Annotated in this window: 18 protein-coding genes; 8 read left to right on the top strand and 10 right to left on the bottom strand. The window is 49.9% G+C overall.

Annotated features, from left to right (window positions below):
• Positions 1-53 precede the first annotated feature (53 nt).
• Positions 54-1,232: a sulfite exporter TauE/SafE family protein gene (locus VGN67_RS17485; protein WP_327488143.1), complete on the bottom strand. Its 1,179-nt coding sequence runs from the start codon at positions 1,230-1,232 to the stop codon at positions 54-56.
• Between the two features lie 282 nt (positions 1,233-1,514).
• Between VGN67_RS17485 and VGN67_RS17480 the strand changes: the two genes are divergently transcribed.
• Positions 1,515-2,696, top strand: a complete 1,182-nt coding sequence (locus VGN67_RS17480; protein ID WP_327488142.1) for an acetyl-CoA C-acyltransferase — start codon at positions 1,515-1,517, stop codon at positions 2,694-2,696.
• Positions 2,697-2,782: 86 nt separating this feature from the next.
• Here the strand turns inward: VGN67_RS17480 and VGN67_RS17475 are convergent, their stop codons facing one another.
• Positions 2,783-3,280, bottom strand: coding sequence for a GtrA family protein (locus VGN67_RS17475; RefSeq protein ID WP_327488141.1), 498 nt, complete (start codon positions 3,278-3,280; stop codon positions 2,783-2,785).
• A 244-nt stretch (positions 3,281-3,524) separates the two neighbouring features.
• Between VGN67_RS17475 and VGN67_RS17470 the strand changes: the two genes are divergently transcribed.
• The 3 genes from VGN67_RS17470 to VGN67_RS17460 all read left to right on the top strand — a co-directional run bounded on the left by VGN67_RS17470 (position 3,525) and on the right by VGN67_RS17460 (position 6,555).
• The gene (locus VGN67_RS17470) at positions 3,525-4,040 is read left to right on the top strand and encodes a hypothetical protein (RefSeq protein WP_327488140.1); all 516 of its coding nucleotides are present in this window, start codon (positions 3,525-3,527) and stop codon (positions 4,038-4,040) included.
• Positions 4,041-4,059: 19 nt separating this feature from the next.
• Positions 4,060-5,295 (top strand): hypothetical protein, encoded by a 1,236-nt coding sequence (locus VGN67_RS17465; RefSeq protein WP_327488139.1) that lies wholly within the window; start codon positions 4,060-4,062, stop codon positions 5,293-5,295.
• Positions 5,296-5,430: 135 nt separating this feature from the next.
• Complete coding sequence (locus VGN67_RS17460) at positions 5,431-6,555, top strand: MBL fold metallo-hydrolase (protein WP_327488138.1); 1,125 nt, start codon at positions 5,431-5,433, stop codon at positions 6,553-6,555.
• Here the strand turns inward: VGN67_RS17460 and VGN67_RS17455 are convergent, their stop codons facing one another.
• Together VGN67_RS17455 and VGN67_RS17450 are read right to left on the bottom strand one after the other, a co-directional pair.
• Entirely contained in the window at positions 6,556-7,098 is a 543-nt protein-coding gene (locus VGN67_RS17455) for a hypothetical protein (protein WP_327488137.1), read from the bottom strand. It abuts the gene before it with no gap.
• Positions 7,099-7,262: 164 nt separating this feature from the next.
• Positions 7,263-8,036: a porin family protein gene (locus VGN67_RS17450; RefSeq protein ID WP_327488136.1), complete on the bottom strand. Its 774-nt coding sequence runs from the start codon at positions 8,034-8,036 to the stop codon at positions 7,263-7,265.
• Positions 8,037-8,274: 238 nt separating this feature from the next.
• Here VGN67_RS17450 and leuS point away from each other — a divergent pair, with 238 nt between their 5' ends.
• On the top strand, positions 8,275-11,100 hold the full coding sequence (gene leuS, locus VGN67_RS17445; protein ID WP_327488135.1) for a leucine--tRNA ligase: 2,826 nt from the start codon (positions 8,275-8,277) through the stop codon (positions 11,098-11,100).
• 134 nt (positions 11,101-11,234) lie between these two features.
• Here leuS and VGN67_RS17440 read toward each other — a convergent pair whose 3' ends face one another.
• Both VGN67_RS17440 and VGN67_RS17435 read right to left on the bottom strand, forming a co-directional pair.
• On the bottom strand, positions 11,235-11,525 hold the full coding sequence (locus VGN67_RS17440) for a hypothetical protein (RefSeq protein ID WP_327488134.1): 291 nt from the start codon (positions 11,523-11,525) through the stop codon (positions 11,235-11,237).
• 173 nt (positions 11,526-11,698) lie between these two features.
• On the bottom strand, positions 11,699-12,079 hold the full coding sequence (locus VGN67_RS17435; protein WP_327488133.1) for a hypothetical protein: 381 nt from the start codon (positions 12,077-12,079) through the stop codon (positions 11,699-11,701).
• A gap of 221 nt (positions 12,080-12,300) precedes the next feature.
• On the opposite strand from VGN67_RS17435, the gene VGN67_RS17430 reads away from it, so the two are divergent.
• Positions 12,301-13,167: a glycerophosphodiester phosphodiesterase family protein gene (locus tag VGN67_RS17430; protein ID WP_327488132.1), complete on the top strand. Its 867-nt coding sequence runs from the start codon at positions 12,301-12,303 to the stop codon at positions 13,165-13,167.
• Between the two features lie 116 nt (positions 13,168-13,283).
• Here VGN67_RS17430 and VGN67_RS17425 read toward each other — a convergent pair whose 3' ends face one another.
• From VGN67_RS17425 to VGN67_RS17415, 3 genes are all read right to left on the bottom strand, one after another.
• Positions 13,284-13,964, bottom strand: coding sequence for a hypothetical protein (locus VGN67_RS17425; RefSeq protein WP_327488131.1), 681 nt, complete (start codon positions 13,962-13,964; stop codon positions 13,284-13,286).
• 193 nt (positions 13,965-14,157) lie between these two features.
• The gene (locus tag VGN67_RS17420; RefSeq protein ID WP_327488130.1) at positions 14,158-15,714 is read right to left on the bottom strand and encodes a bifunctional GNAT family N-acetyltransferase/carbon-nitrogen hydrolase family protein; all 1,557 of its coding nucleotides are present in this window, start codon (positions 15,712-15,714) and stop codon (positions 14,158-14,160) included.
• A 381-nt stretch (positions 15,715-16,095) separates the two neighbouring features.
• Positions 16,096-17,115, bottom strand: coding sequence for a GntG family PLP-dependent aldolase (locus VGN67_RS17415; RefSeq protein ID WP_327488425.1), 1,020 nt, complete (start codon positions 17,113-17,115; stop codon positions 16,096-16,098).
• Positions 17,116-17,304: 189 nt separating this feature from the next.
• On the opposite strand from VGN67_RS17415, the gene VGN67_RS17410 reads away from it, so the two are divergent.
• Positions 17,305-17,799: a (2Fe-2S)-binding protein gene (locus VGN67_RS17410; RefSeq protein WP_327488129.1), complete on the top strand. Its 495-nt coding sequence runs from the start codon at positions 17,305-17,307 to the stop codon at positions 17,797-17,799.
• Positions 17,780-20,038, top strand: a complete 2,259-nt coding sequence (locus VGN67_RS17405; protein ID WP_327488128.1) for a xanthine dehydrogenase family protein molybdopterin-binding subunit — start codon at positions 17,780-17,782, stop codon at positions 20,036-20,038. The genes VGN67_RS17410 and VGN67_RS17405 overlap by 20 nt, the downstream gene beginning before the upstream one ends.
• Positions 20,039-20,207: 169 nt before the next feature.
• Here VGN67_RS17405 and VGN67_RS17400 read toward each other — a convergent pair whose 3' ends face one another.
• The gene (locus VGN67_RS17400) at positions 20,208-21,536 is read right to left on the bottom strand and encodes a peptidoglycan DD-metalloendopeptidase family protein (protein WP_327488127.1); all 1,329 of its coding nucleotides are present in this window, start codon (positions 21,534-21,536) and stop codon (positions 20,208-20,210) included.
• Positions 21,537-21,640: the final 104 nt, after the last annotated feature.

Raw genomic sequence — 21,640 nt, 5'->3', positions numbered from 1 at the left:
ACGCTTACTATATATTTAATTGAAGATTATCTGACGCTTGGAAGCGGTCGCCTTTAAAGGCTGGAAAGTACCATGTAAATAATCCTTAAACTTACCACTATTACGACAATACCGACAAGGATCATCATGGTTTTTATGGGCAAACGACGGGCTAAAGAAGCCGCTATCGGAGCTGCCACCATTCCGCCTAAAATAAGTCCTACTATTACCTGCCAGTGTGAAAAACCAATCAGGGTTATGAACGTGACCGAACTGGCCAGCGAGACAAAGAACTCCGTCAGGTTCACCGAACCGATGGTGTACTTGGGATGACGACCGCGGGCAATCAAAGTAGACGACACGATAGGTCCCCACCCCCCGCCACCGATGGCATCCAGGGAGCCGCCGGCCAGGGCCAGCCAGCCTACGTTTTTTACCGGACGCTTCTGTATCCGCTTTTTCAGCGCTTTTTTGATAATAAGTATCCCCAGGATCAGGGTATAGACCGCAACGATTGGTTTAATAATGTACACATACTGCTCGAGGGAAGTCAGCACGTAGGCACCCACGATTGCACCGATAATGCCCGGAATAAGCAGGGTCTTGAATAGTTTGCTGTTGACGTTACCGAATTTAAGATGCAGGTAGCCGGAGACCCCGCTGGTAAAGATTTCGGATGTATGTACACTGGCGCTGGCCACCGAAGGCGGTAAGCCCACCGACAGCAGAAAAGTAGTGGCGGTTACGCCATAAGCCATGCCCAAAGCGCCGTCAATCATCTGGGCAATAAAGCCACCCAGCAGATAAAACAGAAAATCCTCTTCTAGTAGTAAAGCAGTAATACCAACCGAGATGCGATCGTACGTAAAGTAGCTGAAAAGCAGGTGTCCGATAACCATCAGGGCCAGGGCCGCAAACAGATTCAGGGTTATCTCGGTACGGCTGCGCTGCCGCAACGCTACCGCCGACACCTTGCTGCGAAGTACCCGCCAATCTATCTTTTGTTTTGTACTATTTTGAGATATATCTAAACTATCCTCAGAGGAGGCAGGGAAAGAAACTCCTTTGAACAGGGTGTCCGATTCTTCGGGTAAATCCCGTAGAAGAACCACGTATCCTTGCTGACGGGCCTGTTCGGCCTGACGTCGGTCTTCATCCAGATCACCGGTAGCGATATAGGCTACCTGCAACGCCTGCCAGGGAGCCTTTTCTGGTGATTCGGCAACTGTGGTATGAGAGAATGCGGTCTTCAAAGTCTATAAAGTATAGTATTTTTATAGAGTAATCTGGCAAAAATATAGTCGTTGCACTGAACGACACTACAAACGTAATTTTAAATTATTGCTTTTCCAAGAATTATAGTCTAAAAATTAGACAGTGCCAGGGGAGGGGAATTGATGATGCCGGAATAATGTTAAGTAATTGTAAACATCCCTAATGTTGGGAAACGGAAGTCAGAATTACCTGCCCCCGTTGCTTAAGGAAAGGTACGGGTAAGTTATTTTTGGCAAACCATCAACCTACTAAATAGAACTATGCAGGAAGACGTATTTATTGTATCAGCCGTCAGGACGCCCATCGGCAGTTTTGGAGGAGTTTTGTCCGGTCTGTCCGCTACGGAGTTAGGCGGAAAAGCTATCCGGGCCGCGGTTGAAAAAGCAGGTATAGATCCCGCCCTGGTGGAGGAAGTAAATATGGGTAATGTGGTGTCGGCTAACGTGGGTCAGGCACCGGCCCGGCAGGCGGCACTTTTTGGCGGACTGCCCAAAGAAGTCATAAGTACAACTGTCAATAAAGTGTGCGCCTCGGGTATGAAAGCCGCTTCCATGGCCGCGCAGGCCATCCGGTTGGGAGACGCCAGCGTGGTAGTGGCCGGAGGCATGGAAAGCATGTCGCAGATACCCTACTACCTGCCCGAGGCCCGCAATGGCTATGGCTACGGGCACGGGGAAATTATAGATGGTCTTCTCAAGGATGGTCTGACGGATGTGTATGACCGCTGTGCCATGGGTGTATGCGGCGACCGCACCGCCACCAAGTATGAAATAAGCCGGGAAGCGCAGGACGAGTTTGCTATTCGCTCGTACCAGCGAAGCGCCGAAGCCACCGAAAAAGGTTATTTTAAAGATGAAATTGTACCTGTTGAAATACCCCAGAAAAAAGGAGACCCGGTGTGGGTACAGGAAGACGAAGAGTACAAGCGGGTAAAGTTTGACAAGATTCCTACCCTGAAGCCGGTTTTTTCACCCGAAGGTACCGTTACAGCGGCCAACGCTTCTACCATCAATGATGGCGCAGCCGCGTTTGTGCTGGCAAGTGGTACCCGGGTAAAGGAGTTGGGGCTAACGCCGCTGGCCCGAATTGTAGCTTACGCCGATGCCGAGCAGGAACCTACCTGGTTTACCACCACGCCCATACTGGCTACGCAGAAGGTACTTAATAAGGCCGGACTCTCCTTGTCAGACATTGATTTTTTTGAAATCAATGAGGCTTTTGCCGTGGTAGTACTGGCCTACATGAATACCCTGGAGGTATCGCCGGACAAAGTCAATGTACACGGAGGGGCGGTATCCCTGGGGCACCCGCTGGGTGCTTCCGGCGCCCGAATTATGACTACCCTGGCGTATGTACTTCAGCAAAAGCAGGGGCGCTACGGGCTGGCGGCCATCTGTAACGGTGGGGGCGGGGCTTCGGCTATTATCCTGGAAAGAGTATAGAGCTGGTAAAGCAGTAGCTATTGAAAGTAAAATGGAGATGAACCGTGGCGGTTCATCTCCATTTTTATTGGTAACCAGGTACCTGGTCAATCGTCAATCAAGGTCTTAAGCCGGTCGTAAAAGCCGGTACTTTTAAAGGTAAAGGTTTTATGCAGGATATAATTGCTCATGAAACTGAATCCCATACCGATGGTGTAGCAGATCATTTCGTTGATATTGATGGTTTTGGAACCGGGCAAATGGTACTCGTAGGTCTGGAAGTAGGTGTTGGAAATCATATAAGCGAGCCGGGCGAACAAATCTGTCACAAAACCCGAGAAAATCGCCACCATAAAGAATTTGATCATTTCACGGCGGGTTTGGTTGGTACGCCGGGCATCAAAAGCGAAGAGTTTAGTCAGGATAAATCCTACAATAAGGGAAACCAGGTAAGCCGGCCAGATGGACTGTTGAAAAGTAAGGCCAAACCAGTCCTGCAATAAACTACTGGATATAAGCTGAACTACTGCTCCGGTGCCTGCTACCAGAAAATAGGCAAGCAGGTCTTTTCGATTGAAAACTTTACTCTTGGTGGTGGATATCACAAGTTGAGTTTTTAATTATAGAATCTTTTACTGGGCCAATATTAAAAATAATCCCCCTCAAATCAATGTATATACGCTTAAAATGGTAAAAAAGCAACTCGTTGAAGGGGTTCTACACAATGGGGTTATGGACCTACATGCTATTGGGTATCAGGCAGCCACGTTCGAAATGGTACGGTGTTTTATCTAACTAGGGTATAAGCGTATAACACGTCACTGATACATCCACTAAATACATACTATTATGAAGAAGTCATTGTTTACTATTTTAATACTTTTTGTAATAACCGTAGCCAACGCACAAACGCAGCGCTGGGCCGTAGGATTTAAACTGGGGGAGCCAACCGGGGTGAACCTCAGAAAATATGGTAATAGTAATGCTCTGGACCTAACAGTAGGTACCTACGGTGCATTGCTAGGAATGGACCGACTCTACCGCAATGGAACCTACCGCAACGTTGGGATCATGCTTAACGCCACTTACCTTTGGTATACACCCTTGTTGTCGGAGCGAATGATCGCTTATGCCGGAGCGGGTGCTCAGCTAAACACACGCAGGTACTATCCCGATCAGTTTAGCCGCGTGGGTGCCTATACCAACAACATCTCTATTGGGCCGTCTGCTACGGCCGGACTGGAGTATTTTTCCCGTCGCACGTCGTCATCGTATTTTTTAGAAGGAGGGTCTTACGTAGAGTTGCTACCGGCATTTCTGTTCGTGAGTCCGCAGGTAAGTGCAGGAATCAGACATAATTTTTAACATTTTAAATTAACAACTTATGAAAAAGATAACAGTAATAGGCTCGGTACTATCAGCGATGCTGATGCTTTCGTCCTGCTCAACTTTCCGGGATATGTCGGATAACCTGAGTAGATCTGAAACCGTTACCGAAAGAAGAGACCGCAATAACCGACCTAACGATGAAAGCTTTGCCCGGTCCATGTCAGAGGACCATAATTATACCCGGAAAACGGACGACAATACAGGGGTAGGTTATAACCAGGAAGGTGATTCAACGCAGAGTTCTGATGGTACGGATGGTACTGTGGGAGCCACAAGAAATGCACGGGTTTACGGCGATTCTGACCAGAACACGATGAACAACCGAAGGAACCGAAACCGCCGAACCTCGGGTGAGACCCAGCGCAACGCCTATAACAATAACCGGATGAACCAGGATAACCGGAACGGTCAGAATCAATACAATGGTAATGACAACAGTCAATACAATACCAACAGCCGTCAGAATGATAGGTATGATGACCGTAATTATAGTAACTACAACGGGAACAACTCCAGGAACCAGGAGTACTCTGATAACTATAATAATGGTTTTAGTAGCAATCAGGTTATGAGGCCGGAGGTCAATAGTAATCGTAATATGAGGGAGAATGCCGAATACCGCCGGAATAACTTCCAGAACAATGGTCAAAACCGAACGGGAAATACCAACAATAACAATCAGTACTCCCGTAACCCGGCTAACAACCAAGTGAATCCGGGTGATCCACAAGTAATGTATGATTATAGGTACGGCAATGACACCCAGGGCCGGTATCAGAATCAGCAACAGCCCTACGATAACCGGTATGGCTACCGTGAACCCCGTAGTAATCCCAACCAGATGAACAGTCAGGGTACCTACAATAATCAGGGGAACCGGTCGTCGATGATGGGGGATAACTACCCTAACCCTTACCAGAACGAGAACCGGAATCCTTACGCCAATGAGAACCGAAATGATATGGACCGGCTGGGAGACCTGGTTTCCTATGAGATAGATTATATTGAAAACCGGATGAAAGATATCGCTGAGAAAGCAAAAGACAGCTCAAAGCGTGACCGGGAGCAGATGGAGAAACAGCTCCGGGATCTTGAAAAAGACAGAATGGAACTGTACCGTGCTCACCGAAAGGTATACCAGGACGGCCGGAACGATATGGAGTCGGTAGACCGTGAGGTAAGAGATACCCTGAACCGGATTCGGACTGGTCAGGAAAGTAAAAAGCAGTAAGAATGTAAATTGACTAGTAACTTTTAAAAAGGCGAAGTACTCAACCAGTACTTCGCCTTTTTTGGCTCAACGAAGAATGTGGGACCGGGCCGGCCAAATGAAACTGGGTGGAATGAACTTCTTTCGGTACCTTCAATGAAAAAAGTACCTGGCTGTTGCATCCGGGTTCACACCACTAATTTCCTTTTTATGGTTATAGCTTTCTTTATCGTCCTTGTAGTAATAATATTTTTTGTTGCGTTCTACGAAAAGCTGGACTGGGAGCAGGCCGGAGTACATCTTAATGAAAAGCTAAAAACGATTAAACCAGGCTGGGCGGGTACTCCCATTAATAAGCAGGGACGTTTCCTGAACGAAGACGGAGAACCCGTACCTGGCTTTAGTGATCTCTGGCGTTGGCAAACGCAGAAAAACCCCCAAAAGGAGGAAAAAAAACGGGATCAGTTCCGGTTGCCTGTCCGGGATAATGACCATTTTTTGCACTCAGACAAAGACTGTGTGGTCTGGCTGGGTCATGCTTCTTTCTTTATCCGGCTCAACGGTGTAACGCTACTTACCGATCCGGTACTTACCTCTCCTTCCCGTTTAATGAAACGTCATTCGCGGTTACCGCTTGATCCCACAAAGATCATTGGTCTGGATTATATCCTGGTTTCGCACGACCACCGCGACCACTGTGACCAGGATAGCCTGCAGATGCTGGCCCGGCAGAACCCCGGTGCTACCTACCTAACCGGCCTGGGGCTGGGAAAACTGCTTACAAAATGGCTACCCGGTGCCCGGGTTCAGGCCGCAGGCTGGTACCAGCAATACCAGACGGAGCCGGGAAAAATAGAAATCATATACCTGCCTGCCCACCACTGGGGGCGGAGGTACTTCAACGACACCAATCTACGTTTGTGGGGGAGTTACCTAATCCGGAGCGGGAATAAAAGCATCTACTTTGGGGCAGATTCGGGTTACGCCAGCCACTACACCGACTTCCGGCAGTTGTTCGGTGGGGTAGATATAGCCTTGTTGGGGGTTGGGGCCTATAAGCCCGAATGGTTCATGAGAGCCAGTCACATGGGGCCGGCTGACGCCGTTCGGGCAGCGCATGAAATAAACGCGGAACGCTTTATTCCTATGCACTATGGTACCTTCGACCTGTCAGATGAACCCCTGGGCGATCCCTACCGTCGGCTGCAGGAGCTAAAAAAAGAACCGCCAAATGAAAAACTTATCCATTTGGCGGCGGTGGGTGAGGTGGTGAACCTCTGATTATTTATTTATTTTTTTGGCGGCTTTATTTTTATGGGTTACACTTAGCTCATCAAAAGATTCAGCTACTTTCCGAAAAGCACTTTCCGTAGCCTTCACGCTTTCGTCTTTCTTAATGGAACCTTTGCGAAGTGCGTCCAGAATCGAACAAATGGCCATCCGGTTATTTATATACTCCTTGTAAAAGCTATCATCTACCTGCATTTTAGTCTGGGAAGTAGCTTCTACCAGGTCTTTCAGGTTGGAAGACATTTCCAGGGGTGTTGATTCTCCGCGGGCTGTCATCTCCTTCAATTTCTCAGCATCATTACGCGCCGCCTCCGACAACCGACCAGCCAGGGCGGCCAGGTCTCCGTCGCTGTACTCTTTACTTACTACCAGCCAGGTGAGCTTATCCAGCGGACACCCGTTTTCCAGACCATGTTCAGCGGTGGTTCGGGCTACCCGACCATTGGCGGGGGGCGACGAGGTAGTGGTAGGCTGGCTGCTGACACATTGGGTCAAAATCAGGGCCATCCCCATCCAGAATGGGTATAATGACATTCGTTTCATGGCTTAATGTAGGTTAAGTTTCAAATCTTGCAATTCTATCAGTTAGAGCCAATTTTTTGACTAAGGTTTAAAAATTATTTAATAATCCCAGCGATGGGGCATAAAAAAATGGCCACTCGTGGGAGTGGCCATTTTTCAGGAATAAAAAGCGGGTTTTAGAATAAGGCAAAACCAAGGGTTGCCTGCCATAGGTTGCTCTTACGACCAAACTGGGTGGCTGTTTGGGAATTACCGTAGTTGATACTCACTACATCATTGAAATTCCCCTCGTAGCGGGCATCAAGCGACAGACGGCCAAAGTCGAAACCTATCCCAGCCTGATAACCAAAGGTAGTACGATTGTCATAAAAGTCTTCCGAAGCTCCAATAAACTCACCGAAGGCATCGCTTAATGGCCGGTTTGACAGCCGGAAAGTAGCCATAGGGCCGGCATTGATACGAAAGGTTTTTCCGATTCGTACCCCCAGAAGCAGCGGAATGTCAATATTCGAGAATTTTACATCCACTTCTCCCTGGGGATCAGTAACCCCATCACGGAACACATTAAAAGTACCTCCTTTTTGAGAAAGCAGAATCTCAGGCTGTAGAAAGACCGTACGACCAAAACGCATAAATATACCACCTACAAAACCGAAACTACGGTTATCCATGTCCTGGAAGTTAAAAGCAGAACCTCCGTTGTTTAGTGCTAAATCGTTTCCACGAATGTTGGAAAGGTTGGCTCCGGCCTTTATACCAAAACGGAAAAACGGATTCCAGGTATCATTGGTATTGTTGTAGTCATTGTTACGGTTATACCGGTTGTTATTCTGGTCATACGTAGTACTAGTTTCAGTCCGGCTGTTCCGATTGTATTGGTAGGTTGTATCCTGAGCAAATGCTCCGAAGCTTAGTAAAGTGGCAATAGCCACATAGAATAATTTTCTCATAGCGATTAAAGTTTAAAGTATGTTACTAAGGAAAGAGTGCAGAAAAATCTGTACCATAGGGTACTGTACCCCCAAAACCTGACTTAAAAAGAAGTTTGGGTAGTCGTTTCCCCATCCGGAGTAACTTGCACTTTGCCGGGAAAGGCCAGAGGTACTATATCAGTTTGTTACCAAAAACGCTAATTTTGCGGGCATACTACCCGATGATTCTACCAATTAACCGAAATAAAAAGTACGCATGAGTGAATACAATCACCGCGAAATAGAAGCTAACTGGCAAAAGTACTGGGAAGAAAACCAGACCTACCGGATAGAGTCCCACGCCACTAAGCCCAAATACTACGTGCTGGACATGTTTCCGTACCCCTCGGGGGCAGGACTACACGTGGGGCACCCCCTTGGGTACATTGCTTCCGATATTTACTCGCGGTACAAGCGCCTGAAAGGATTTAACGTGCTGCACCCGATGGGCTTTGACAGTTTTGGTCTGCCCGCTGAGCAGTATGCCATCCAAACGGGCCAGCACCCGGCCATTACAACCGAACAAAATATAAACAGGTACATTGAGCAGCTCAAGAACATTGGGTTCAGCTACGACTGGAGCCGCGAGGTACGCACTTCCAGCCCTGATTACTACCGCTGGACCCAATGGATATTCATGGAGTTGTTCCGCAGCTGGTATAACAACAAAACCCAGAAAGCCGAGCCCATTGAGTCATTGATCGCCCTGTTTGAAAACGTGGGTAATCGGGAGGTAAATGCCCCTTGTGATGAAGATACACCTTCCTTTACCGCCGACGACTGGCGTACCATGAGCGAGGAAGAGCAGTACCTTATGACGTTGAAATACCGCCTGACCTACGTGGCCGACGCCACCGTAAACTGGTGCGCGGGCCTGGGTTCGGTACTTTCCAACGACGAGGTAAAAGATGGGGTATCGGAGCGGGGCGGCTTTCCGGTGGAGCAAAAGCTTATGCGCCAGTGGATGATGCGGATCACTGCCTACGCGCAGCGCCTGCTCGACGGCCTCGACGGCCTTGAATGGACCGAATCGCTCAAAGAGCAGCAACGCAACTGGATCGGCCGCTCGGTAGGTGCCCTGGTTAAGTTTGAAGTAGACCAGCATGCCGGCCGGCGAATAGAAGTATTTACCACCCGCGTTGATACCATCTATGGGGTAACCTTTATGGTACTGGCACCGGAGCACGAACTGGTAGCCGAAATAACCACCGCCGCCCAGCAGGGCGAGATTGACGCCTATCTGGAAAAAACCAGGAGGAAGTCGGAGCGGGACCGGATGGCCGACGTCAAAACCGTTTCCGGAGCATTTACCGGAGCGCACGCGATTAATTCTTTTAACGGGGAAAAAATACCGGTTTACATTGCCGACTACGTGCTGGCTGGCTACGGTACCGGCGCTGTAATGGCTGTACCGTCCGGCGACCAGCGCGACTGGAACTTTGCCCGCCACTTCGGCTTGCCCATTGTACCCATTCTGGATGCCCAGAAGGATATAGAGGTAGAAGCCGACGCCACCAAGGAAGGCCGGTACATCAACTCGGGTATAATAAACGGCCTTACCTACCAGGAAGCAACTACTGTCCTGATAAACTGGCTGGAAGAGCAGGGGAGGGGCAAAGGCAAAATCAACTACCGGCTGCGCGACGCGGTTTTCAGCCGGCAAAGGTACTGGGGCGAGCCCGTACCGGTTTACTATCGGCAGGGAGTACCTTACCTGATTGAGGAAAGCGACCTGCCCCTGGAACTGCCTGCCGTTGACAAGTACCTGCCCACTGAATCGGGTGAGCCACCCCTGGGCCGGGCCGAAGACTGGAAGTACCAGCACGCGGGCGACGGCACCCGGTACGACTACGAGCTAAGTACCATGCCCGGCTGGGCCGGTAGCAGCTGGTACTGGTACCGGTACATGGACCCGCAGAACCAGGACGCCTTTGCCTCCGGTGAAGCTATTAACTACTGGCGTCAGGTTGACCTGTACATTGGCGGTACCGAGCACGCCACCGGGCACCTGTTGTACAGCCGCTTCTGGAACAAGTTCCTGAAAGACCGCGGCTACGTACCCGAAGAGGAGCCCTTCAAAAAGCTCATTAACCAGGGCATGATTCAGGGGCGCAGTAACTTTGTTTACCGGGTCAAGAGTACTGACTACAGCAAACCCGTATTTGTAAGTGCCGGACTTAAGGACCAGTACGAAGTAACTCCCCTGCACGTGGATGTGAATATTGTGGAGAATGATGTGCTGGATGTCGAAAGATTCAAAGCCACCCGCCAGGATATCGCCGGTGAAAAGGCGGAGTTTATCCTGGAAGAGAGCGGTCCCTCGCAGGACAGGTACCTGTGTGGGGTAGAGGTAGAGAAAATGTCGAAGTCAAAGTTCAACGTCGTGAACCCGGACGACATAGTAAGTAAATACGGAGCCGATACCTTACGCCTCTACGAGATGTTCCTGGGGCCACTTGAGCAGGCCAAACCCTGGAACACCAACGGCATAGACGGTACTTTCCGGTTTATCCGGAAGTTCTGGAGGTTATTCTACAACGACAACGGACGCTGGATGGTAACCGAGGAAGAACCTAAAGCCGACGAACTGCGCATCCTGCACAAGACCATTAAGAAAGTTGAAGAAGACATTGAGAACTTCTCTTTCAATACCGCCGTGAGCGCTTTTATGGTGTGCGTTAATGAATTAAGCAGCCTGAAATGCCATAAAAAAGCCGTATTGCAGGAGCTGGTAGTATTGCTTTCGTCCTATGCGCCCCACATAAGCGAAGAACTGTGGGCGGCTTTGGGGAACGAAAAAGGTACTGTATCGAAAGCACAATTTCCAAAGTGGGAGCAGCAGTACGTGGTAGATGATATATTTGAGTATCCCATTCAGATCAACGGCAAAGTACGGACTACCCTGCCTTTCGCCCTGGATACAGCCCCGCCGGATATTGAAAAAGAAGTCTTGACCAACGAGACAGTACAGCGCTGGCTGGAAGGTAAAACGCCTAAAAAGGTCATAGTAGTACCCAGGCGGATTGTTAACGTAGTGATATAAAAACAAAACAGGGAGAGGAACAACCTCTCCCTGTTTGCAAATTACCTCCCTTAATTACCACTAATTTTGGGTTCACAACCTAAATACCTACGCTTCTGATGGGGAAGTTTCGGCTCTAACCAAATCCAATTTGATTATTTTGCCTGGCCCGAAAGCTGCAAACCAGTGATGGCTGCTTTCTGCTCAGGAGTATATTTCTTGCTCAGAACCACACGGTCCTTGCAGGGGGCAGGAGTTTCCATGGGGGGAACAGTGGCGGGCAAATTCTGCATTGCCTTCTGAATGTTTGCTTTTCCATCTACCAAGGTAGTTGTTTTGGTAGTAGTGCTGTCCTCTGAAATTGTACCGGCATAAGAAGCGGTAGTACCAAGGACCGAAGTGCTGAGCGCCAGGGCGCAAACGAAGATTTTGATTGAATTTTTCATGGCTTGTTATTTTTTAAATGTTGGCTAATAGTAATGTCTTAATCGACTGTGCAAAGGTATGCGGGTATTCGGAATTGTATTTTACTAAGTTAATGAACGGAAAAGGAAGGTGATGAGCGGACGTTATTCTATGTATATGTCCCGGAAGGGTTCAACGTCCGCTCATGCCCCGACTACTCGACCGTCAGCGTACGCTTGGTTACCAGGATCCGGCTGGTGATGGTGAAGGATTTAACCTCTTTTTCGCCGTTACCCACTACTTCCACCGTGTACTCACCTTCCCGCAGGTCACTGACATCAAACTTATACGATTGCTTCAGTTGCTTCTTGCTAATGAACTCACGGGTCAGAATGTCCCCGGCGGCGTTGCGGATCAGGACAGTCGTAGGGATTCTGCTTTTCTTCACAACATTTACCGTTAGTTTACCATCCAGGGAAGTGTAAACACCCGTGGCGAACGTGGTAGGTTTGGCGGCTTCTTTTTCGTTTCCGGCAAAGGCTACCGTTGTGCTAAGCGCCAGGGCGCAGATCAGAGTTTTGAATGTGTTTTTCATGGCTTTGTAAATTTAAAAAGTGACTAATAGTTGTCGTTATTGACTGTACAAATGTATGGGTTATATTAGGTACTTTGCATTGCATAGTACACGAATGGAATCCCGAAAGGATGAGTGGTAAGAAGCAACAGGTCGGCGGAAGTGGGACCTTTACATTATTTTTAGCCACTGCTTCGTTCACAAGAGGTACCTTTGTGGCTTATAAGGAAAGTTACCTATAAATGAAGTTATTAAGACTCCTGCTTCTCCCTGCTCTTCTACTCGGGCTCACAGCCTGCTCGCCCCGGACTTATGTGCGGGTAAACGACCTGACCAGCTACCTGCGCTACGAGCCGGGTAAAAAGCCGCAGATAAGTGCTCACCGGGGCGGGGGCGACTACACGGGCTACCCCGAAAACTGCCTGGAATCATTTGCTTTTCTGGCGCGCCGGATGCCCGTCGTGATTGAGACCGATATAGCCATGACCCGCGACAGTGTTTTGCTGATGATGCACGACGACACCTACGAGCGCACTACCACGGGCAGTGGCCGCGTAGCCGACCAAAGTTGGGAGTACGCCCGGTCGCTGTACCTGGAAGACAACAAAGGCAACCGCACCCGCTACCATATACCTACCCTGGACGAGGTCCTCAAATGGGGGGAAAATAAAGTTATCTATACGCTGGACGTGAAACGGAGCGTACCGCTCCACCGGGTGGTGGAGGCGGTGCAGGAGGCCGGTGCCGCCAATTACGCGGCTATAATTACGTATACGGTACAGCAGGCGGAGCTGGTACACCGGCTTGACCCCGGCCTGACGATTTCGGTTACGATTCGGAACCGGGAAGAGTACCAGCGCCTGCGGGAAGCCGGAGTCCCCGACAACCGTATGGTAGCTTTTGTGGGTACCCGCGAGGCCCCCGCCGAACTCTACGAATTCCTGCACCAGAAAGGTATCCTGTGTATACTGGGTACCCTCGGTAACCTGGATAACATGGCTCTGGCCCGCGGCGACGAGGTATACCGGAAATTTGTGGAGAATGGGGCCGATATACTTTCTACTGACCGCCCCATTGAGGCGGGGAAAGTATTGGGCCTGGTAAAGTAGTGCTCCCTGGCCGAAGAGGGGGAAGCAGGCCGGGGAAGGTAGTTTCTAGCAACTACTACATCGCTAAACTACGCAGCGGCATTAAATCAAAATTTAAAATACTCCCTTTTTAGCTCCTAATCCAGTGACTGCAGCAGGTCAACCAGATGGTCGAGTTGTTTTAGATTCAGATTTTTTTCCTTGATAACCGCCCGGGCCGTTTGCTGCTGGTCGGCGAGTTTGGACATAATATTTTTCTCATTGAGCCGAATCGGAATCAATTCATCCGTTTCGGTGTGCAGCATGAGCGTTTCGAGCTTGGCGTATTCAAAATCATACTTAATGGCATCGTTGTATCCGTTTCTCTGGACTTCGTCGAGCCGGGCCTTGTGCTGCTTCAGGAGGTTTATTTTCCCCTCGTGGATCAGCTCCAGGTACTGGCCCCGGACCTGAACAAACTCCCTTTTGTTTATCCAGAAGCGCCTGGGCGTTACCTGGGTTTCTTTTCCTTCCCATAGCACCAGCAGTTGGTCTTCCATGACATTATAGTTGAGGTATACCGGCAGCTTTCTCCCGTTTTCGAGCAGGATGTGCCCTTTCGGCCATCCGTTGTACAAAAAAGCAGTGCCTTTGATAGCCACCGTATGGGAGCCTCCTTCCTGCGTGTTGCGGTTGTAGTCGTAGTTTTGACCAATAAAGGTATAGTAGTGAATATCCGAAAGAGAATCGTACGCAATTTCCTTCTTTCTTTGGGCAGTGGCGTCCCGTAAACCCACGACCAGCAGGAGCAGTAGTACGGGTAAAGTGAATTTTTTCATAACGCAACCAGGTTAACTGTTTCAATCAGGCAGGTGAGAATATAATGTGTTCATTTATAACTAACTATCAAGCAGTGGTATTGTGTGAAGGTTTTACCAAATATACACTATTTATTAGAGAATAACCAGGTATATAAACACGACAAGCGCCCACTTTTGCAGGCGCTTGTCGAAACAGGGGGTACCTGGTTTATCAGGCTTCTTCGGTGCGGTTTATTACTACCTTTGGTTTGCGCCGTGACTTTTTTATAGTTACGTCGTACAGGTCCGTACGGCGGTCTTTCATGGTTTGCACCGAGCCGTGTTCGTGGAGTTCTTTCAACTGAAACAGGTCCACGTCCGCGATTAGCATCATTTCTGTATTAGGCGTCGCTTCCGATTTAACGGCATTGGTCGGGAATTGAAAGTCGGAGGGGGTAAATACCGCCGACTGCGCGTAGTGAATATCCATGTTCTCCACGCCGGGCAGGTTACCCACACAACCCGATATGGCCACATAGCATTCGTTTTCAATCGCCCGCGCCTGCGCGCAGTTACGTACTCGCATATAGCCGTTTTGGGTATCGGTCAGGAAGGGTACAAACAAGATTTCCATGCCCTGCTTGGCCAGTAGCCGGCTCAGTTCCGGAAACTCCACATCGTAACAGATAACCAACCCGATTTTTCCGCAATCCGTATCGAATATTTGTACGTCGTCGCCGCCCACCATTCCGTAGTGACGTACCTCGTTGGGTGTAATGTGAATCTTGCGGTACTCTTCGTAGGTACCATCGCGGCGGTACAGGTAAGCCGCGTTATACAATTCGCCTTCATCCATCAGCGGCATACTACCTCCCACTATGTTTACATTGTAAGAGATGGCGAATTCCTGCATTTTTTTCCGTACCTCTTCGGTATAGCTGGCCAGTTGCCGGATAGCCTGCGGCTCGGGCAGGTAGTTAAACTCTGCCAGCAGCGGCATGTTAAAGAACTCCGGAAACAGGATAAAGTCGGCTTTATAAGAACTTACCGCATCAACAAAAAACTCCACCTGGTCATAAAAGGCCTGCACGTTGTTAAACAAACGCATTTGCCATTGTACTACACCAATCCGGATAATGGAGTCGGAGGGGTTTGTACGCTTTTTGTCGGGCTGAAAGTAGATATTATTCCACTCCAGCAGCGTGGCGTAGTCTTTGGATTCGGTATCGCCGGGCAGGTAGTTCTTAAGTACCTTCCTAACGTGGAAGTCATTGGCCAGTTGAAACGTAAGCGTAGCATCATAAATTTCCCGGCGCTTTACCTTTTCAATGTATTCCTTCGGTGAAAGCTCTTTACTGAAGGTATTGTAGTTAGGAATGCGGCCACCGGCCACGATACTCCGGAGGTTCAGCCGCTCACACACCTCCTTCCGGGCGTCGTACAGGCGCCGGCCCAGCCGCAGGTCGCGGTACCCGGGGTGTACAAATACCTCAATGCCGTACAGTACATCCCCTTTGGGGTCGTGGGTGCCAAAGTTGTAATTACCCGTAATTTCCTGGTACGTATGCTCATCTCCGAATTTATCGTACATAACCACAATGGCCAGCGCGCAGGCTACCACCTTGCCGTCTACCTCTACGCACAGTTGTCCTTCCGGAAATTTATCAAGCAGGATGTCAATTTTTTCTTCGTGCCAATACTGTCCGCCAATTCCCCGGTAGGCTTCAATCATGGTCGCTTTCAGGTCCGGGTAATCTTCTTTGGTGAGGTTTCTGGTAATAATTTTCATAAGGGATATTTTCTCAAAGGTAATGTCTTGCTATTAGTTAAAATCTGTGGGCTGCTCATCCAGCCTGGGTGGTAGTAAAAGGAAAACTAGTCAAAAAATGCAAAAATCAAATAAAGTTACAAAATCGACTTATTTACAAAAATGCCCTTCTAATGGATGACTGTTGGCTAATACCGCTACGACAGAGAGGGTAATAAGTACTTGCTAGTGAAGACGTAATTCTTCAAATATAACAAAAAAAACCGTAACGAGAGTTTCGCTACGGTCCAAAAAATAGGGATTTGATCAGGTAGCGGGAAATTACCCAGCCCGCCGATAGTACTCCTTACTTACTTTATTGCTCAAATAAAAAGGCTCGTAAGTACCATGTTCCAGGTACTTCTACACTTTCTGAAGTCGTTTGTTCAACTCGTCCAGGTGCTCATCCGTAAAGTCAAGGTGTGTGACAAAGCGTACGAGATGCTTGCCGAACGGAACCGCCCTGATGCGCATCATCTCAAGCTGGCGAACGTAGTCTTCGGCCGTAATGGAGTCGGGTAGCTGCATAATGACGATATTGGTGTCAATGGGATAAATGGCTTCCACTTCGGCCTTCTGACTCAGCATTTCGCCAATGGCCCGGGCCCGGCTGTGGTCTTCTTTGAGGCGGTCCACGTGGTGGTCAAGGGCGTAGATACCAGCAGCGGCCAGGTACCCCGCCTGCCGCCATCCTCCGCCCATTGACTTCCGGAAGCGACGGGCCTTTTTGATAAATTCTGTTTTGCCCAGTAGCAGTGAACCCACCGGACAGCCCAGCCCTTTGGAAAGACAAATGCTGATTGAGTCAAATTCCAGTCCGTACTGAGCGGGTGACTCACCCGTTTCGACCAGGGCGTTAAAGAGCCGAGCACCGTCCAGGTGCAGGGCCAGTCCGTGGTCATCGCACAGGCGGCGAATGGCCTTGATTTCGTCAAAGTCGTAATAGGCCCCGCCGCCTTTGTTCATGGTATTTTCGAGCGACACCAGCCGGGTCAGGGGCGCATGTACATCGTCCGGGTTATTGATGGCGTCCCTGACCTGACGAGCCGTAACCCGCCCGCGGTCCCCTTCCAGCAACCGCACCGACGAAAGCGCGTTGAGCATGATACCTCCGCCTTCGTAAAGGTATATGTGGGAGAGTTTATCGCAAATTACCTCATTGCCGGGCTGGGTATGTACCCTGATGGCCAACTGGTTGGTCATGGTACCCGAGGGGCAAAACAAAGCGGCCGACATGCCAAACAGCCGGGCGGCTTTTTCTTCGAGGGCATTGACGGTAGGGTCATCTCCGAGTACATCATCGCCTACTTCGGCGGACCACATGGCTTGTTGCATGTCAGGCGTAGGCCGGGTAATGGTATCGGAGCGAAGATCAATCGTTATCATTTTTTCAGGTAGTTCGTTCAATTAGGGCCTATGTAGTAACCACTACAAAACAAATTGCAAAGTACGTACATAGTCCTTTAACATCCACTCCTACCATATATTTTGCAAATAGTACCCAGAATTTTTAATTTGCTTTTTTGATAGATGCTTTCCTGTCTACATCACAACTTTCAATTAATCAACTACATGGCAGTAATAACTCTTACCATCAACGGCAAAGCGCATGAGATGGACGTTGATCCACGAATGCCCCTGCTGTGGGCCATCCGCGACGAAGCGGGCCTGAAAGGTACCAAATTCGGCTGCGGTATTTCCCAGTGCGGGGCCTGTACGGTACATATCGACGGCAAACCATCGCGCTCGTGTTCGTATCCGGTACAAGCCGCCGCCGGCAAAAAAATCACGACCATCGAAGGAGTAGGTAGTGAAGAAAAACTGCACGCCGTTCAGAAAGCCTGGATAGAAGAGCAGGTACCCCAGTGCGGCTACTGCCAGTCGGGACAAATTATGACGGCGGTGGCGCTGTTGGAAAGCACCCCCAACCCAACCGACGAAGACATTGACAACGCTATGCGCGGCAACATCTGCCGCTGCGGTACTTACCAGCGCGTTCGGAAAGCAATTCATTCAGCAGCAGCAACAACAGCTAACAAGAAAGGCAATGGCGTTACAGGTAAATAAAGAAGCAGGTACTTCAGAAGCGGGTTCGGCACGTCCAGGCGTGGCCCATCCAGGCGTGGACCGGCAAAGCGTTGCTCGTCGCGATTTTATGAAAATCGCCGGACTGTCGGGCGTTGGCCTTATGCTGGGCTTTACCACCAAAGCCAACGGAGCCGTGGCAACGGTCGTCAACATCAGCGAGCAGAGTCCAACGGCGGTTTTGTCGTTTGAACTGCACCCGTTTGTGGTCATTGATAACGCCGGAACAATAACCCTTATCAACCACCGTCCCGACATGGGGCAGGCTACCTGGCAGTCGGTACCGATGATGATCGCCGAAGAGCTGGAAGTAAGTATGGATCAGATCAAAATACAACAGTCCGACGGGCTGCGTAAGTACGGGGGCCAGCTTTCTGGTGGAAGCAGTACCGTCCGGACCGGCTGGAACCGGCTGCGTCAGGCGGGGGCCGCCGCCCGGGAAATGTTCCTACAGGCCGCCGCAACCCGCTGGAAAGCCGAAAAAAGTGACTGTTACGCCCAGGAAGGCAGGATTTACCACAAACCCTCCGGCAAGTCCTTTACCTACGGGGAACTGGTAGAAGACGCTTCCCAACTGGAAGTACCCAAGGAGCTGCCTCTAAAGGCAAAGAAAGATTTTAAAGTATTGGGCAAGTCGCTGCCCCGTCCGGAGGTGCCTTCTAAAGTAACAGGTCAGGCCCAGTTCGGAATGGACGTGGAAGTACCAGGTATGCTGTACGCTTCCATTGAGCGCAGCCCGGTTATTCATGGTAAAGTACTGACTATTGATGAGGCTGCTGCCAAAAAGGTACCGGGTGTAAAAATGGTGGTGAAAGCCGAGCGCCCGCTGCCCTACAAAACCTGCGAAGGGGTAGCCGTACTCGCCACTAACTATTGGGCAGCCCTCCAGGGCCGCAAAGCCTTAAAAATAGAATGGGATAACGCCAACTACCCGGCCGAAATGAGTACCGACAAGTACTTTGCCCAACTTCGGGAGATAGCGAAGCAGGAGGCCCCTGCCTATAGTACCATTGGCAATGTAAGTGAGGCTGTTGGAAAAGCTGCCAAAAAGTTGGAAGCGCAGTACGAAACGCCGTTTCTGGCCCACGCTCCCATGGAGCCGGAGGTGGCCGTCGCGCACGTTAAGGACAACGGTACCTGCGAAATATGGGCACCGGTACAGGGTCCCGACGGGGCTATTGAGCAGGTGTCGAAGTATTTGGGTATTGCTCCCGAAAAGGTAAAAGTCAATGTACCATTTCTGGGTGGTGCCTTCGGTCGGAAAGCTTATCTGGATTTTGTACTTGAAGCGGTTTATCTCTCCAAACAAGCCAAGGTACCCGTCAAGGTAATCTGGACGCGCGAAGACGACATTCAGCAGGGACCGTATCGTCCGGGTATGTTGAGTGCCATGCGCGGTGGTGTGGACGATCAGGGAAATATTGTAGCCTTTGAACATACCCTAATTGGCGAGTCTATATCCGGACAGGTATTTAAAAGTTTTCCCGCCGGCAAGCCCGATCCCTGGGCGGGTGAAGGTATCAGCCACGAGGAGAGCCCCTACGCCTTTCCAAACGCGAAAGTTGGCTTTCTCCGCGTCACAACCGACATCCCGATTGTTTGGTGGCGGTCGGTCTATGCCTCCAACAGCGCCTTCGGACACGAGTCCTTTGTGGATGAACTGGCCCACGCCGCCGGTAAAGACCCGCTGGATGCCCGTCTGGAACTTATGAAGGACCAACCCCGCTTCCTGAAGGTACTTAAAACCCTGGGCGAAAAATCTAACTGGTACCAGAAGCTGCCCGAAGGTATGGGAAAGGGCGTAGCCATTACCCGGTCGTTTGGAAGTATCTGCGGCCACGTTTTCTTTGTAAAGAAAGAAGGAAGCGGGGTGAAAATAGACCGTGTGGTATCGGTTATTGACTGCGGCATGTACGTGAATCCCGACAACGTGCGCGCCCAGACCGAAGGCAACATCGTTATGGGGATATCGGCGGCTACCAAGCCGGGTATTACCTTCGTAAACGGAAAAGCGCAGCAATCCAATTTCCACCAGTACCGGGTACTCCGGATGGACGAGATGCCCAAGGTTGAGATCTACATTGTGGAGAACGAAGAAGCGCCCGGAGGCGTAGGCGAACCAGGTTTGCCACCCATCGCCGCCGCCCTTTGCAACGCTATTTTCTCGGCTACTGGTCAGCGTATCCGTAAGCTGCCTTTTGACCCGGCTAAACTAAGTTGATCGCAGATTTACTTTACCTGATACAAACAGGGGCTAATCCGGAATCCGGATTGGCCCCTGTTTTTTGGTGATGTATGGTAATGTTCAACAGACCTTTGGTCCTAAGACAGGAGGAAATTGAACAAACGAAGACTCTAGCCTAACAACTACTGGTTAAACGGCTGTGCGGTCAAATAGAAGAATTATCCGCCGCTGACTGTTTGGCCGCCAGCATATCCTGCTTCATTAACCTGGCATCCATAGCCTCCATCCGGCCCATTAAACTTTCTTTTGTAGCCAGGAAAGCCATGCGGTGGAGCTTGCTAACGGGTTCGGCCAGGGGAAGTTTCTCTTTGAGGGCATCGACCTGTACCCCATTTTTCCAGAACCGGTAGCAAAGGTGCGGGCCGGTTGAAAGACCCGTGCTGCCTACGTACCCAATCGTTTGTCCCATGGCTACGCGGGATCCTCGGCGGATACCTTTCGCAAACTTGGACATGTGCAGGTACTGTGTAGTGTAGGTCTTATTGTGCTTTATTTTTACATAGTACCCGTTTCCGCTGGTGAAAGCCGCTTCCAGTACTACGCCATCGCCAACAGAGCGAATGGGGGTACCGGTGGGGGCAGCGAAGTCGGTACCCAGGTGGGGTTTGTTAATTTTTTGAACCGGGTGAAAGCGGTTTTTTGTAAAGCGGGAGCTAATGCGGCTGTACTCTACCGGTTCTTTCAGGAAGGCTTTTTTGAAGCTTTTGCCATCCTGGTCATAATAGCTGATGCCGTTGCCCTGGTCAAACCCAATGGCGTAAAGGGGTTGGCCGTTGTGTTCAATAAAGGCCGCGAATAGCTGTCCCTCCTCAATGGTCTTGCCATTTACCTGCTTTTCTTCAAATATCAGCTTAAAGGTATCACCCACCTGAATATGGTTCAGGTTCAGGCGCCAGGCATAGATATCGGCCAGTTTATTCACCAATTGTGCCGACCCACCCGCCTTCAGAATAGATTGGTACAGGGAACCTTTGATTTCACCCACCAGCTCGCGCTGTACTATTTCCACTTCCCGCTTGTGCAGGGTTACGTTTAGCTCGTTGCGCAGGTCATAAACGACGTACTCCAGCTCGTTGGGTTCGTAAATAAAGTACCTGGCGGTTTGGGTTGAATCGGTCGCGTACAGGAGTGTGTAACTACGCTGAGTGCGGATGTTTTTCAGGTTATAAACCCCTTTGGCTTTCTGAGTAAGCTCATGGATGGTAGCCGGACCAATGTTATTGGCACCCAGAATGGTTGAGATTGTTTCCCCCCGCTTTACAACTCCTTCTTTAACCAGAAGCGAGTCGGTTGGGATACCAAAAACAACGGGAGCAGACTGGATGGGGGCGGGTACCCGCTGACCGATGGCACTCGAATCGGGCGCTGGATCTGTTACAAATATTGATTTACTGAAATCAAATACTAAGGACTGGGCGGCTGTTAAAATAACTAAGGAAATTACGGCTGCGATGAGGTTCAGGCGTCTGGTCATCAACTCTAAATCTTTAATTAAAATTGCACATTTACTGTGCTTACACCGTACAAAACTAAGGCTAAAATACTTTAACAAAAAATATTTTATTGCACAATAATCTG

This window comes from Telluribacter sp. (genome assembly GCF_035998675.1).
In the GTDB taxonomy this organism is placed as follows: Bacteria; Bacteroidota; Bacteroidia; order Cytophagales; family Spirosomataceae; genus Telluribacter.
The sequence above is the reverse complement of the archived record's forward strand: the minus strand, read 5'-3'. Positions and strand labels throughout refer to the sequence as shown.